The sequence below is a fragment of the Arthrobacter phoenicis genome, assembly GCF_047238215.1.
In the GTDB taxonomy this organism is placed as follows: Bacteria; Actinomycetota; Actinomycetes; order Actinomycetales; family Micrococcaceae; genus Arthrobacter.
In genome coordinates this window covers 2378839-2393076 of record NZ_JBDFMK010000001.1, presented here as the reverse complement: position 1 = coordinate 2393076, position 14238 = coordinate 2378839, and the positions used below count along the sequence as shown (strand labels likewise).

The 14238-nt window shown below is 69.1% G+C and carries 12 protein-coding genes; 6 read left to right on the top strand and 6 right to left on the bottom strand.

Annotated features, from left to right (window positions below; all coding sequences use genetic code 11):
- The first annotated feature begins 5 nt into the window (after nucleotides 1-5).
- Nucleotides 6-434, top strand: a complete 429-nt coding sequence (locus ABC337_RS11250) for a hypothetical protein (protein ID WP_290256052.1) — start codon at nucleotides 6-8, stop codon at nucleotides 432-434.
- A gap of 113 nt (nucleotides 435-547) precedes the next feature.
- On the opposite strand, the gene ABC337_RS11245 is transcribed toward ABC337_RS11250, so the two are convergent.
- The 4 genes from ABC337_RS11245 to ABC337_RS11230 form a co-directional block, all read right to left on the bottom strand.
- Nucleotides 548-1384 (bottom strand): DUF559 domain-containing protein, encoded by an 837-nt coding sequence (locus ABC337_RS11245; RefSeq protein ID WP_412883882.1) that lies wholly within the window; start codon nucleotides 1382-1384, stop codon nucleotides 548-550.
- 392 nt (nucleotides 1385-1776) lie between these two features.
- Nucleotides 1777-2877 (bottom strand): polyprenyl synthetase family protein, encoded by a 1101-nt coding sequence (locus tag ABC337_RS11240; protein WP_412883883.1) that lies wholly within the window; start codon nucleotides 2875-2877, stop codon nucleotides 1777-1779.
- A complete protein-coding gene (locus ABC337_RS11235; RefSeq protein ID WP_412883884.1) occupies nucleotides 2874-4214 on the bottom strand; it encodes a geranylgeranyl reductase family protein in 1341 nt (446 codons plus the stop codon). The genes ABC337_RS11240 and ABC337_RS11235 overlap by 4 nt, the downstream gene beginning before the upstream one ends.
- 12 nt (nucleotides 4215-4226) lie before the next feature.
- A complete protein-coding gene (locus ABC337_RS11230; protein ID WP_412883885.1) occupies nucleotides 4227-5018 on the bottom strand; it encodes a demethylmenaquinone methyltransferase in 792 nt (263 codons plus the stop codon).
- 86 nt (nucleotides 5019-5104) lie between these two features.
- Here ABC337_RS11230 and ABC337_RS11225 point away from each other — a divergent pair, with 86 nt between their 5' ends.
- The 5 genes from ABC337_RS11225 to ABC337_RS11205 all read left to right on the top strand — a co-directional run bounded on the left by ABC337_RS11225 (nucleotide 5105) and on the right by ABC337_RS11205 (nucleotide 10531).
- A complete protein-coding gene (locus ABC337_RS11225; RefSeq protein WP_412883886.1) occupies nucleotides 5105-6424 on the top strand; it encodes an isochorismate synthase in 1320 nt (439 codons plus the stop codon).
- Nucleotides 6425-6726: 302 nt separating this feature from the next.
- Entirely contained in the window at nucleotides 6727-7683 is a 957-nt protein-coding gene (locus tag ABC337_RS11220; protein ID WP_412883887.1) for an ABC transporter substrate-binding protein, read from the top strand.
- Nucleotides 7684-7709: 26 nt separating this feature from the next.
- The gene (locus ABC337_RS11215; RefSeq protein WP_290256059.1) at nucleotides 7710-8675 is read left to right on the top strand and encodes an amino acid ABC transporter permease; all 966 of its coding nucleotides are present in this window, start codon (nucleotides 7710-7712) and stop codon (nucleotides 8673-8675) included.
- Nucleotides 8672-9448, top strand: a complete 777-nt coding sequence (locus ABC337_RS11210) for an amino acid ABC transporter ATP-binding protein (protein ID WP_412883888.1) — start codon at nucleotides 8672-8674, stop codon at nucleotides 9446-9448. Before ABC337_RS11215 ends, ABC337_RS11210 begins: the two co-directional genes overlap by 4 nt.
- 105 nt (nucleotides 9449-9553) lie before the next feature.
- A complete protein-coding gene (locus ABC337_RS11205; RefSeq protein WP_412883889.1) occupies nucleotides 9554-10531 on the top strand; it encodes an IS481 family transposase in 978 nt (325 codons plus the stop codon).
- Between the two features lie 116 nt (nucleotides 10532-10647).
- On the opposite strand, the gene menD is transcribed toward ABC337_RS11205, so the two are convergent.
- Both menD and argS read right to left on the bottom strand, forming a co-directional pair.
- The gene (menD, locus tag ABC337_RS11200; RefSeq protein ID WP_412884942.1) at nucleotides 10648-12312 is read right to left on the bottom strand and encodes a 2-succinyl-5-enolpyruvyl-6-hydroxy-3-cyclohexene-1-carboxylic-acid synthase; all 1665 of its coding nucleotides are present in this window, start codon (nucleotides 12310-12312) and stop codon (nucleotides 10648-10650) included.
- Nucleotides 12313-12350: 38 nt separating this feature from the next.
- A complete protein-coding gene (argS, locus tag ABC337_RS11195) occupies nucleotides 12351-14114 on the bottom strand; it encodes an arginine--tRNA ligase (RefSeq protein WP_412883890.1) in 1764 nt (587 codons plus the stop codon).
- Between the last annotated feature and the right edge of the window lie 124 nt (nucleotides 14115-14238).

Below are 14238 nucleotides of genomic sequence, written 5' to 3'. Positions count from 1 at the left end.
GAAGCATGACTGACATGTTCCTCGAGAAGTTCCGCGCGCTTGTTCCGAAATATCTCGAAGACGAATGGCAGGAAGCGGACGGCCTGTCCGAGCAGGAGCTGGACGAGGCCCTGGCCGAGCACCAGTTCACCATCCCGCTGGTTCTCCGCGAGTTCTACCTGGCCCTGGGCGGCTGCGAGGACCTGATGGAGGCGTACCACTACTTCTGGGATCCCGAGGAACTCGAAGTCGACGACGAGGGCTTCCTGATGTTCCTCGAGGACGAGGAAGAGCAGTTCACCTGGGGCTTCCGCGTGGGCGACCTCAGCGTCCCGGACCCCATCGTGTACCGCCGCAACAACGCCCGCGGACAGTGGAAGAGCGAAGAAGGAACCTTCTCCGAGTTCGTCTTCGACATGTTCGAGTGGGCCTTCAACGACGACGACGAGGACTAGCCTCCCGCCGTCGGGGTCCCTCCGGGGGCACCTTGACACGGACACGCCGCAATAGGTGCCTGTGAACACCTGATCCGGCGTCGAACTGCCCCCGTACCGCTTGTGATGCAGCGTCACGGCCGAAACCCTCCCCTGCGCCAGAGATCAATGAGTGCAATGACCTGGGTCACCATCCGCTCCGGGTGGTGTACGACGTCGTCGTAGCCGAACCGAAGGACAAGGTAGCCGCCGACCACGGCGGTATTGTTACGCCGCCGGTCCTTCTTGACTTGGAACGGTTCCAAGTGGGTTGCCCCGTCGGTCTCGACGATCACCAAGTCCTCCACGAGGAAATCAACCTCCCCGACGCCGGGTATCTCCACGTGCCGGCGGATATAGAGGCCGGCACGTACGAAGGCGGCGTTGGCGAGGACCTCGAGCAGCGAGTCGGCGCGGGGAATGATCAGATCCAGCACTGACCGTGCCCGGGCGTTCCGGTTCCCGGTGAGGCGTCCGCGCAGGAAAGCCAGGCTGATGTCACCACGGCCGACCGCGCACTGAATCATCACCAAGGCCTCACGTTCCGGCAGGCAGCGCAAGGCGTGCAGCAGGACGTCAGCCAGGCCGACCATCGGCAGGGTCGGGTGCCTGGGATGAAGAATGCGGCCGTGTTGGATGACGCCGGGCGGGGCCAATCGGTGGCCTACGCAGACGTGACGACGTGCAGCAGGCACGAGCGTCCACAAGCCGTAGCCGGGCGCAGCCGAAAGGCAGGTCAGCAGACCCCGGATCTCACGGGCGGCCCCATATTCACCGGCGTTCCCCGGCAGGGCATAGTGTCCGCGGCGGACCCTCACAACGACGCCCGACGCCACGCCTGCCGTGAGGCGGTGACGGGTAAACCCGGCCCGCTGCAGCGCCGCCGTCGTCGCCATTCCACCCCGCCCTGCCAAGAATGTGAAAAGCTCCATCAGCTCAATCTCACGGACACCATGCGCACGCGCACCTGTGCCGGTGCCGTATGTGGACAGCGTCGCCCTATCCCGTTCAGCCGGACGGGGGCACTTCGGCCCAGACACGCCGGCGCCTGAGGGGCAAGGTCAGGCAGAGGGGATTCAATGTGCCCCCGGACCGCCAGCAGCGAGCCCCGGCAAAAACCATGACAGCAAAATTACAGAAACCCTAGACAGTTTGACAGAGTTGTCATACGCTTATTCATGGGTTCACTAAACGCCTCCGGTGAATCTGATGCGAACGGAGAAATGGCCCCGGTTCCGCACAACGGACGACTCGAACGTTGTGAGGACCGGGGCCATTCCGCGTCCACAGGGGTGCCGGCCCTGATAAGGACCACGGCAAGAACCTAGCTGCTGCGCTCCACTACGGCGTGCGCGAAGCTGGTCAGCGAATCCTTGACCACGCCCTCGGGCAGCGGCTGGAGGGCGGCGATCGCCTCGGCGGCCCACTCCCGCGCCACGGTCCAGGACTGGGCGGTGACCGGGTGCTCGCGCAGCCCGGCGACCGCGGCGGCCAGCGCCTCATCGGAACTCAGGTCCCCGTCGATCAGGGTCAACAGGTCCACGGCGGACTGGTCGCCGTCGGCGGCGGCCTTGCGCAGCAGCAGCACGGGCAGCGTGGGCACGCCCTCGCGCAGGTCGGTGCCCGGCGACTTGCCGCTCTTGACCTTGACGCCGGTCACGTCGATTACGTCGTCGGCCAGCTGGAAGGCCACGCCCACCTTCTCGCCGTACTCGACCAGCAGGGCTTCGTAGGACTCGTCGGCCCCGGAGAAAATCGCCCCGAGCTGGCCCGAGGCCGCCACAAGGGAACCGGTCTTGTCCGCGATCACGGACAGGTAGTGCTGGACGGGATCCTCGTCCGGCCGCGGCCCGACGGTCTCGTGCAGCTGGCCGAGGCACAGCCGCTCGAAGGTGCGGGCCTGGATGCCCAGGGCACGCGAACCCAGTTCGGAGACCAGGATCGAGGCGCGGGCGAAGATCAGGTCGCCGGTGAGGACGGCCACGGAGTTGCCCCAGACCTCGTGCGCGGTGGGGGCCCCGCGGCGGAACGGCGCGGAGTCCATCACGTCGTCGTGGTACAGCGTCGCCAGGTGCGTCAACTCGACGACGACGGCGGCCTGCACCACGGCGGGCCGGGAGGCATCCCCCAGGTGCGCGCACAGCAGGGTCAGCAGCGGCCGGATGCGCTTGCCGCCGGCCTCCACCAGGTGACGGGAGGTGGCATCGGCCAGCGGGTCGGAGTTGGCGATCGCCTCGCGCAGCTTCTTCTCCACGCGGGCGAGGTTGGTGGTGATCGCGGGGCCCAGTTCGGCGTCGCCGGCGATCGCCGCAAACCCTGCCGGAAGCTGCAGCCCGGTGGCGATGGCGGTGGTGTTCAGGTCGGGCTCGGAGCCCTGCAGGCCGTGCCCGGCGTGCGTCCAGCTTTGGTCTGCGGAGTTGGTCACGGGTTAACCCTAACTTTTTGTTGCGGAAACCGCGGATTCGGGGCCGGAACGGTGCCGGTATTGGACGTCGCCGGGACCAGGGCCTCCAGGACCCGGATCATCCGGTCCTCGATGCCCCTGGCGGAGGGGTCGGTCAGGTTGGCCATCAGCCGGACCACGAACTTCATCAGCAGCGGCAGCGGCATGCCGGTCCGCAGCGCCAGCTTCATGACCGCCGGCTTGCCGATCACGGCGGCGAAGGCGCGGCCCAGGGTGAAGTGCGAGCCCCACTGGTCCCGGACGTAGCCGGCGTACCCGGACAGGTGCGCGTCGGCGTCCTTCCGGTCCCAGCCGGCCGCCGCGGACCGGGAGGCGGTGTCAATCAGGTATTCGGCGGCGAAGCGGGCGGACTCCATCGCGTAGGAGATACCCTCGCCGTTGAACGGGGAGACCATGCCGCCGGCGTCGCCGAGCAGCAACAGGCCCGGCGCGTAGTGCGGGGTGCGGTTGAAGCCCATGGGCAGCGCGGCGCCGCGGATCTCGCCCACCTGGTTCTCCGGGGTGAAGCCCCACTCCGGCGGCATCCCGGCGGTCCATTCGCGCAGGACCTGCTTGTAGTCGAGCTTGCCGAATTCCTTAGAGGAGTTCAGGATGCCCAGGCCCACGTTGGAAGTGCCGTCGCCGACGCCGAAGATCCAGCCGTAGCCGGGCAGCAACTGCCCGTCGGCGCCGGGCAGTTCCAGCCAGCCCTCCATCCAGTCGTCCTCGTGGCGGGGGCTGGTGAAGTAGGTGCGCACCGCCACGCCAAGGGGGCGGTCGTCGCGTTTGCGCAGGCCCAGGGACACGGCGGTGCGGGTGGAGTTGCCGTCCGCGGCGAGGACGACGTCGGCGGCGAAGTCCCGGGTCTCCCCCGTCTTCCGGCCGGCGTCATCGAGCAGTGCGGCCCGTACGCCGGTGACCCGGCCGGCGTCGCCGCGGAGTGCCTCGGTAACGCTGTGGCGTTCCAGCACGACGGCGCCCGCGGACTGGGCGTGCCGGGCGAGCTCCTCGTCGAAGCCCAGCCGGGTCCGGATCAGGCCGTACTGCGGGAAGTCGGAGACCTCGGGCCAGGGCAGTTCGATCGTGCGGCCGCCCGCGATCAGCCGGAGGCCCTTGTTCCGCCGCCAGCCCTCAGTCTCGGGGTGCGGAAGGCCGAGCTTCTGGATTTCACGCACCGCGCGGGGCGTGAGGCCATCGCCGCACACCTTTTCGCGCGGGAAGCTGGTCTTCTCCAGCACCGTAACCTCGAGGCCCGCCTGCGCCAGGTAGTACGCGGCGGTGGATCCGGCGGGACCCGCGCCGACGATCAGTACTTTCACGGCATCGCCGGGCTAGCGCCCGGGCCGGATGATGTTGCGGCGCAGCTTCGCGACCGGGCCGGTGTGATCGGCCAGGGCCTGCGCACCGGCGGCCGGGCCGTCCGCTGGACCGGCAGGCTTCTGCGCCCGGTGCACGGCAACGATGCCGCCGCTGAGGTTGCGGTAGCTGACGGATTCCCAGCCGGCTTCCTGCAGCCAGGCAGCCAGGTGGTCCTGGTCCGGCCAGGCGCGGATGGATTCGGCGAGGTAGACGTAGGCGTCCGGGTTCGAGGAGACCTTGACGGCGATCGCCGGCAGCGCGCGCATCAGGTACTCGGTGTACATGGTCCGCCAGAGCGGCACCACGGGCTGGGAGAACTCGGCGATGACCAGCCGGCCGCCGGGCTTGGTGACCCGGAGCATCTCGGCGAGGGCCTTCTTGGGCTCGTTGACGTTGCGCAGGCCGAAAGAGATGGTGCTGGCGTCGAAGGTGTTGTCCGCGAACGGCAGCCGGGTGGCGTCGCCGGCGATGAAGTCGATGTCCGGGCGGCGGCGCTTGCCCACCTTGAGCATGCCCAGGGAGAAGTCGCAGGCGACGACGTCGATCCCGGCGTCCGCGTACGGCTCGCTGGAGGTGCCGGTTCCCGCGGCCAGGTCCAGCACCCGCTGGCCGGCCTTGACGTCCATGGCCTCGACGACGATCCGGCGCCAGCGCCGGGTCTGTCCCATCGACAGCACATCGTTGACGACGTCGTATTTAGGCGCGACGTCGTCAAACATCGTGGCTACTTCGTCCGGACGCTTATCCAAGGATGCTCGGTTCACCTCGTCATTGTCTCAAAACTTCCACCCTCCCCCTAACCGCCGGACCGGGCAGAGGGCGGGAGACGCGGGAGTAGTGTTGTCTCATCATGACGAGCGCGCCCGGCACCAGACGTATCAGGACCCTGACAGTCCCCCTCGATGCTGATTCGTTCCCCGGGGGGCTGCCGTCATTTCTGGTCCGTGACGACGTGCTCTGCTGGACCCGCCGCGAGGCCGGCCTGGTGGGCTTCGGCGAGGTGGACCGGTTCACGGCCACGGGTCCGGAGCGGTTCCTGGAGGCCGACATCTGGTGGCGCCACCTGGTCCTCGAGGCCGACGTCACCGACGCGGTGGAGTGCCCCGGCACCGGCCCGGTGGCCTTCGGCTCCTTTGCCTTCTCCAAGGTTTCCGCGCACGAATCCCGGCTGATCATCCCCGAGGTCGTGGTGGGACTGCGCGACGGGACGGCCTGGCTGACCCAGATCACCGCCGACGACGTCGAACTCACCGAGGCGGGCGCGCGCGCCGCCCTGAACCGCTGGCTGGACACCGCGCCGGAGCAGGCGCCGCAGGGCGATCGCGAGGCCAAGCTCAGCACCGGAGCGCTCAGCGAGACGGACTGGATGGCCGCCGTCGCCGCCGGCGTCGCCGAAATCCGCACCGGCGCCCTCGAGAAGCTGGTGCTGGCCCGGGACATCGTGGCCACCCTGCCCGACGGCGTGCACGCGGCCGCCATCCTCCGCGAACTGGCCGTCCGGTACCGCGAGTGCTGGACCTACGGCGTGGACGGACTGGTGGGCTCCACCCCCGAGATGCTGATCCAGGTGGAGGGCCGCACCGCCCAGGCCCGCGTTCTGGCAGGAACCCTGGACCGGCGGGACGCCGACGGCGTCGAGGGCAGCCCGCTGGACTTCGCCGAACGGGTCCTGGCCGGGTCCGAGAAGCAGCGCCACGAGCACGACATCGCCATCGCGTCGCTGACCACCCAGCTGGCGCCGTTCTCCGAGGCCATGAACGCCCACAGCGAGCCCTTCATTCTCGAGCTGCCCAACGTCTGGCACCTCGCCTCCGACGTGAAGGCCGAACTGACCGAGGTGGAGGGCCACGTCCCCACCTGCCTGGCGCTGATCAACGCCCTGCACCCCACCGCGGCCGTCTGCGGCACCCCCACCACGGTGGCCGGCGCGCTCATCCGCAAGCTCGAGCACCTGGACCGCGGCCCCTACGCCGGACCGGTGGGCTGGCTGGACGCGGCCGGCAACGGCGAGTGGGGCATCGCCTTGCGCGGCGCGGTGGTCGAGGGCCCGGACACGGTCCGGCTCTACGCGGGCTGCGGCGTGGTGGAGGGCTCTGTTCCGGAAATGGAGCTGGCCGAGACGTGGGCGAAGTTCCGGCCGATGCTGGAGTCCCTCGGCATCGAGAGCTGAACCCCGGCTCTCCCCGCGCACACCGGCGTGCTCGCTGGCGGCGAAAAGCCGGCACACTGGCGCGCCCCGTCGCCCACGGAAGGCCGGCGCACCGCCGTCGTACGCCTGTTACACAAGGCGGCCCGCCGCCGCGACACCGAATCCGGGATTCCAGACATCTCCCCGGCGGTAATGGTTGCAAAAGCGTTCACTATAGTTATCCAATAGTGAAACTTAGTTTTCTGTGACGTACATCTCTTGTTCGGCGATACACTATGAACCGATTTAGTTCCCGGCTCCCCTGCAACAAAAGGTAAGAAAAAATGCAGATCTCCCGTTCGCTCCTGAGCGCCTCCACGCTCAAGGCCGCCACCGTCCTTGCCGTCGGTGCCCTGGCACTGTCCGCCTGCACCAACGCCTCCGAGACCGGGTCCGGCGCCGGCAGCCCCGCAGCCTCCGGCGCGTCGAAGGCCAGCTTCGACCCCACGACGGTGCAGAAGGACGACTCCCTGGCAGCCATGGTCCCCGCGGCCATCAAGTCCAAGGGCACCCTGACCATCGGCGCAGACACCAGCTACGCCCCGGCCGAATTCCTCGGCCCGGACGGCCAGACCCCGGTGGGCTACGACGTCGACATCGCCAAGGCGATCGGCGCGACCCTGGGCCTCAAGGTTCAGGTCCAGACCGCGGAATTCACCGGCATCCTCCCGGCGCTCGGCCCGAAGTACGACCTGGGCATCTCCTCCTTCACCATCAACAAGGAGCGCCTCGGCGCGGTGAACATGGTCAGCTACTTCAACGCCGGCACCGCCTGGGCAGTGAAGAAGGGCAACCCGAAGGGCTTCTCGCTCGATGACGTCTGCGGCAAGGCCATCGGCGTCCAGACCGGCACCGTGCAGGAAGACCCGGACCTCGCCGACCGCAACAAGAAGTGCACCGCCGAGGGCAAGAAGCCGATCGAAATCGTGACGCTGAAGAACCAGACTGACGTCACCACCCGCCTGGTCAACGGCAGCATCGACGCGATGGCCGCCGACTCCCCGATCATCGGCTACGCCCTGACCCAGACCAACGGCCAGCTGGAGAAGCTCGGCGACGTCTACGACGCCGCTCCGCAGGGTATTGCCGTCGCCAAGTCGGACACGGCACTCGCGGACCTCGTCCAGAAGACCATGACCAAGCTGATCGCTGACGGGTCCTACAAGAAGATCCTCGAGGGCTGGGGTAACGCCGAAGGCGCCATCACCAAGTCCGGGCTCAACCCGGCGGCGTCGTCTTGAGCCTAACCGGCCACTCGGATGCTGCAATGAAGGACCGGAATGAGGAAGCACCGGTACTGAACAAGTCGGTACCGGTGCGCCACCCCGGCCGCTGGATCAGCGCCATCATCATCGGTGGCGCCCTGGTCCTGCTGCTGCAGAGCCTGGTGACCAACCCCAACTTCCGCTGGGACGTCGTCGCCACCTACATCCTGGACGTGAAGGTAGTCCAGGGCGTGGGCTGGACCCTGCTCCTGACCGTCACCTCGATGGTCCTGGCGATCGTCCTGGCCATCCTGCTGGCGGTCATGCGGCAGTCCGACAACCCGGTACTGCGCTACACCAGCTGGCTCTGGGTGTGGTTCTTCCGCGGCACCCCGGTCTACACCCAGCTGGTGTTCTGGGGCCTGGTCACCGTGCTCTACCCGGCCATCACCCTGGGCATCCCGTTTGGGCCGGAGCTGTTCAGCTACGCGCTCTCGGATCCCAGCAAGGGCCTGATCCCCGCGATCCTGGGCCTGGGCCTGAACGAGTCCGCGTACCTGGCCGAGATCTTCCGGGCCGGCCTGAAGTCCGTGGACCGGGGCCAGACCGAGGCCGCCGAGGCGCTCGGCATGTCCAAGGGCAAGATCATGTGGCGGATCATCCTGCCGCAGGCCATGCGGATCATCGTCCCGCCCACGGGCAACGAGACCATCGGCATGCTCAAGACCACCTCCCTGGTCCTGGCCGTGCCGTTTACCCTGGACCTGACCTTCGCCACCAACGCCCTGGCCAACCGGATCTACCTGCCGATCCCGCTGCTGATCGTCGCAGCGTTCTGGTACCTGCTGGTCACCAGCATCCTGATGGTGGGCCAGCACTACCTTGAGGCGTACTACGGCAAGGGCGTGGACAACCTGGCACCTGCCGCGGTGAACCCCGCCGCTGCCAAGGCCGCCGCCGCCGGTACCCCCGGCGCCGACGCCCAGCGGTCACTGAAAACGGACTTCCCCGAGGAGAGTGCCCGATGACGGCCATCGCCGAGAAGCCACTGGTCGAGATCCAGGGGCTGCACAAGTACTACGGCCACCACCACGTGCTGCGCGGCATTGACCTGACCGTCAACCAGGGCGAGGTCTCCGTGGTGATCGGACCGTCCGGTTCCGGCAAGTCCACCATGCTCCGCTGCGTGAACCTGCTGGAAACCATCAGCGCCGGACGGATCTCGGTCGGCGGATCGCTGATCGGCTACCGCGAGGTCAACGGCCGTCTGCATGATTTGAAGACCAAGGAGGTCGCCGCCCAGCGCCGCGAGATCGGCATGGTCTTCCAGCGCTTCAACCTGTTCCCGCACAAGACGGCGCTGCAGAACGTGATGGAGGCTCCGGTCCAGGTCAAGGGCCAGCCGAAGGACGTCGCCAAGAAGCGCGCGTTGGAGCTGCTGGACCGCGTGGGCCTGGCCGACCGGTCCGGGCACTACCCCTCGCAGCTCTCCGGCGGGCAGCAGCAGCGCGTGGCGATCGCCCGTGCGCTGGCCATGGATCCGGAGCTGATGCTCTTCGACGAGCCCACCTCGGCACTCGACCCCGAGCTGGTAGGCGACGTGCTGAACGTGATGAAAGATCTGGCCAAGTCCGGCATGACCATGATCGTGGTAACCCACGAGATCGGTTTCGCCCGCGAGGTCGGTGACCGGCTGACGTTCATGGACGGCGGCGTCGTCGTCGAATCCGGCGACCCGCGCGAGGTGCTGTCCAACCCGCAACACGCGCGCACCAAGGAGTTCCTGAGCCGGGTGCTCTAGGTGTAGTTCACACGGAGGTTGTGAACAGCGTGGCTTGATGTAAAGAGCGAGAGCCTCCGGTATCGATTTGGGTTACCACACTCATCTCGACGCCAGGAGGCTCTCGTGTCCTACGTTACCCATGCCAACGCAGACCTGACACCCAGGGCCAGGGGAAAGCTCGCACGGCTGGTCATCGAGCAGGACTGGACTCTGCGCCGCGCCGCAGAACGGTTCCAGTGCTCGCCGGCCACGGCCAAGAAATGGGTGGACCGGTACCGGGCCTGCGGCGAGGACGGCATGGCTGACATGTCATCGCGACCTCACCGGAGCCCGAACCGCACCAACACCCGCACTGAGCGGCGGATCCTGGCGCTGCGCTTCACCCGCCGCTGGGGACCCCACCGGATCGCGGCCCACCTACACCTTGCCCGCTCGACGGTAGGCAAGGTCCTGGCCCGGTACCAGATGCCCCGACTGGCCTGCCTTGACCAAAGCACCGGCCTGCCCGTGCGCAAGCCTGCGCCACGACGCTACGAACACGACCATCCCGGGGACCTGATCCACGTGGACATCAAGAAACTTGGGCGCATCCCACAAGGCGGCGGGCACCGCACCCTGGGCCGGGCGCTGGGCCGCAGGAACCGCCGCGCAGGGACCGGCTACGCCTACCTGCACCACGCCGTGGATGACCACTCGCGGCTCGCATACTCAGAAATCCTCACCGACGAAAAGAAGGAAACCGCCGCAGCGTTCTGGCTCCGCGCGACCGCGTTCTTCGCAGCCCACGGAATTGCCGTCAAAGCCGTGCTCACCGATAACGGGGCCTGCTACCGTTCCAGAGCCTTCGCCGCCGCACTGGGCCCGCACATCAAGCAACGCCGGACCCGCCCCTACCGGCCCCAAACCAACGGCAAGGTAGAACGCTTCAACCGGACCCTCGCCACGGAATGGGCATACGCCCGGCCCTACACATCAGAAACCGAACGGGCAGCCACCTACCCAGACTGGCTCCACCACTACAATCACCACAGACCCCATACCGGCATCGGAGGCAAAACCCCCATCAGCCGCGTTCACAACCTCCGTGGGAACTACATCTAGGGCCCGGCCGCGATTTCGCGCCGAAAAAGGACAGCCGCTCCGTGGATCCACGGAGCGGCTGTCCTTTTTCGTAGCGGAAACCGCCTGCAGTTGCGGAATCGGCGGGCGGCGCGGAGCTACCCGCCGAGGGTGCCGGCGACGGCGGCGGCCACCGCGGTGCGGATGCTGCCGTGCAGGGCCCGCAGGCGCCGCCGGTCGGTCCGGACCTCGATGATGCTGCGACCCTCCACCGGTTCGGCCAGGGCCGCGGCGAGCTCCGCCGTCGTGGTCACGGCCCGGTGCGGCACGCCATAGGCGGTGGCAAGGGCGGCCAGGTCCACGGTGTGCGGGGTGCCGAAGAGGCGTTCGACGGCGGTGCCGTAGCGGCCGGACTGGTCGATCCCGCCGTGTTCCAGCAGCCCGAAGATCGCCCCGCCGGCGTCGTTGAGGACCACGATCCGCAGCGCCGGGTCCTTCTCCCCCGCCCCGAGGAACAGGCCCCCGGCATCGTGCAGGAACGTGACGTCGCCCAGCAGCACCGTGGTTTCCTGCCGGCCGCCGACCGCGACGCCGGTGGCGGTTGCCAGGGTGCCGTCGATCCCGGCGAGGCCGCGGTTGGCGAAGATCGTGGCCCGCGGTTCCTGCGGCGGGACGCCGGCCAGGTCCACGTCGCGGATGCCGTTGGAGGAGCCCAGCACCAGCTGCCCGGAGGCGTGCTCCCAGACCTGGGCGCCGACGGCGGGACCGGTGGCCTCGGCAGTGCCGGCAAGGACGGAGTCCAGGGCGTGCTGCGCGGCAGCCCCGGCCAGCACCCAGGAATCCAGCCAGGCGGCGGGTCCGCGGCCGGCGAACTCGGCGAGGTCCGCGAGGGTTTCCAGCGGCAGCTCGGTCCGACGGCCTGGTTCGTACCAGGCCACCGGGACCGGCTGGTAGAGGGCGGAGGGGACGTCGGCGCGGGCCAGCAACGCCGAAACCGGCCGGGACAGGGTGGGCCGGCCAAAGAGGACCACCCGTTCGATGGGCTGGGCCGCGTCCGGGCCGAAGTGCTCCAGCAAGAGCCGGTACGGGCCAACGGCGTTGGGACCGAACCGGGCGTTGGAGGACGGTTCGGCCAGCAGCGGCAGTCCGTGGGCGCGGGCGAACGCCTCGGCGACGGGGCCGGCGTCGTGCCCGGCGAGGACCACGGTGCGCCGCTCGGGCAGGGCGGCATCGGCGGCGGGGAAGTCCAGCGCCAGCGGGGTCCGCGGGGCGTGGTGGACCCGGCGGGCGGCGGGATCGCCCACGCTCTCCCCCTCGGCGGGGACCAGCGGGTCCCGGAAGGCCAGGTTCAGCTGCACGGGGCCGGGCGGAATGTCCTCGAAGGCTCCCGTGGCGGCGCTGAGCGCGGTCTCCACCGCGCGGACCGGGTTGTCCCCGGCGGCCACGTCCACGGCGAAGCGGACGTGCTCGCCGAACAGGTCCGGCTGGATGGTGGTCTGGTTCGCGCCGGTGCCGCGCAGTTCGTCGGGCCGGTCGCCGGAGAGGACCACCAGCGGCACGGCGGCGTGGTTGGCCTCCATGACGGCCGGCAGCAGGTTGCCGACGGCGGTCCCGGACGTGGTGAGGACGGCGGCGGGGGCACCGGTGGCGAGGGCCAGGCCCAGGGCGGTGAAGCCGGCGTCACGTTCGTCGATCCGGACCAGCAGCTCCACCCGGCCGGCGGTGTCCGCCTCGGCCAGCGCGTACGCCATCGGCGCGGACCGGGAGCCGGGGGCGACGACGACGTAGCGGACGCCGGCCCCGAGCAGGGCGGCCACGGCCATCCGGGCGCTCTCGACGGCGCCCAGTCCCCCGCCCTGGCTCACATGTTCTCCGGCGTCTCGATGCCCAGCAGGTCCAGGCCCGCGCTCAGCCGGCGCAGCACCAGCCCGCAGAGGGCCAGTCGGGATTCCCGGACGGTGTCCTCGGCCTTGAGTACCGGGCACTGGTCGTAGAAGGAGGTGAAGAGCTGCGCGAGCTCGAACAGGTAGGCGCAGAGCCGGTGCGGTTCGAGCAACTCGGCAACCTTCCGCAGCGTGGCGTCGTACTCGAGCAGGTGCAGGGCCAGGGCGCGTTCGGCGGGCTCGACGACGGCGATGGTGGCCGCCGGGGCGGTCCCGGCCGCGGCCTCGTGCTGCTCCAGCGCCCCGGCCTTGCGGAGGATGGAGCGGATCCGGGCGGCGGCGTACTGGACGTAGGGGCCGGTGTTGCCGCTGAGGGCCAGCATCCGGTCGAAGTCGAAGACGTACTCGGTGTCGTGGCCGGTGGAAAGGTCGGCGTACTTGACCGCCCCGATACCCACCTGGCGTGCGGTGACGGCGCGCTCCTCATCGCTGAGTTCGGGCCGGTTGGCGTCGATGACGGCGCGGGCCCGGTCCACGGCCTCCTGCAGCAGCGCCATCAGCTTGACCGGGTTCCCGGCACGGGACTTGAGGATCTTGCCGTCCTCGCCCAGGACGTTGCCGATCTGGACGTGGGTGGCCTCGACGGTGTCCGGCAGCCAGCCGGCGTCGCGGGCGGTGGCCATGACCATGCGCAGGTGCACGTTCTGCGGGGCGCCGACGACATAGAGCACCCGGTCCGCCTGCAGCTCGCGGACCCGGTAGCGGATGGTGGCCAGGTCGGTGGTGCCGTAACCGTAGCCGCCGTCGGACTTGCGGATAATCAGCGGGAGCGGATCGCCCTCGCGGCCGGTGAAGCCGGCCGGGAAGGTGCAGAGCGCGCCCTCGCTGATCCGGGCGATGCCGCGTTCCTCGAGCTCCTGGCACAGCTGTGCCAGATGGGCGTCGTAGGAGCTTTCGCCGGCGATGTGGTCGTCGGTGAGGCTGATGCCCAGCATGGCGTAGATGGCGTTGAAGTAGCGCTTGGACTGGGCCACCAGGCGTTCCCAGACGGCGAAGGTTTCCGGGTCCCCGCCCTGCAGGGCCACCACGCGGAGGCGGGCGCGGGTGGCGAAGCCGTCCGGTTCCTCGGTGGAGGCGTCGAACTTGGCGCGGGCGGCCTGGTAGAAGGCGCTGGGGTCATCGACCAGCAGGGCGGCCTCGGGGGAATCCTCGCCCACCTCCAGCCAGTGTTCGATCAGCATGCCGAACGGGGTGCCCCAGTCGCCGATGTGGTTCTGCCGGATCACGGTGTGGCCGAGGGCCTCCATGACCCGGACCAGGCTGTCGCCCACCACGGTGGTGCGGAGGTGGCCGACGTGCATTTCCTTGGCGACGTTCGGGGAGGAGTAGTCGACGACGACGCGGTGCAGCGGGGCGTGCCGGTCACCACCGGCGCCGGCGGGGGTTGTTGTGCTGGCGGCGGTGGGGGCGTTGAGCAGCTCCTCGATCCAGGTGCCGTCGAAGGTGAGGTTGATGAAGCCGGGGCCGGAGATCTCGACCAGGCTGCAGACCCCGTCCAGGTCCAGTGCCTCGACGATCCGGGCGGCGGCGTCCCGGGGCGGCAGTCCCACCTTGCGGGCCAGGGCCAGGGCGGCGTTGATCTGGATGTCCGCGAACTGCGAGGGGCGGATCACCGGGTCCGTTCCCCGGAACTCGTCGCCGAACGCGGTGGCAATCGCTGCCTGGACTCTGGGGACAACCATTTCGGCCGGATTATTCACACTGTTCAAATTATCAGTTCCGCCCCGCGCCCCGGCGCCTGCAGAGCGCGCCTACGGAGCGCGCCCGCGGGGCAGAGCCACTCAGCGGACCCACGGGGTGCGCTCC

What these genes read in the sequence shown, in the direction of transcription:
- ABC337_RS11250 (WP_290256052.1), top strand. Translation starts at nt 6, where the DNA reads ATGACTGACATGTTCCTCGAGAAGTTCCGCGCGCTTGTTCCGAAATAT.
- ABC337_RS11245 (WP_412883882.1), bottom strand. Translation starts at nt 1,384, where the DNA reads ATGGAGCTTTTCACATTCTTGGCAGGGCGGGGTGGAATGGCGACGACG.
- ABC337_RS11225 (WP_412883886.1), top strand. Translation starts at nt 5,105, where the DNA reads ATGACGAGCGCGCCCGGCACCAGACGTATCAGGACCCTGACAGTCCCC.
- ABC337_RS11220 (WP_412883887.1), top strand. Translation starts at nt 6,727, where the DNA reads ATGCAGATCTCCCGTTCGCTCCTGAGCGCCTCCACGCTCAAGGCCGCC.
- ABC337_RS11215 (WP_290256059.1), top strand. Translation starts at nt 7,710, where the DNA reads ATGAAGGACCGGAATGAGGAAGCACCGGTACTGAACAAGTCGGTACCG.
- ABC337_RS11210 (WP_412883888.1), top strand. Translation starts at nt 8,672, where the DNA reads ATGACGGCCATCGCCGAGAAGCCACTGGTCGAGATCCAGGGGCTGCAC.
- menD (WP_412884942.1), bottom strand. Translation starts at nt 12,312, where the DNA reads ATGGCCGTGGCCGCCCTGCTCGGGGCCGGCGTCCGCTACGTCGTCGTC.
- argS (WP_412883890.1), bottom strand. Translation starts at nt 14,114, where the DNA reads ATGGTTGTCCCCAGAGTCCAGGCAGCGATTGCCACCGCGTTCGGCGAC.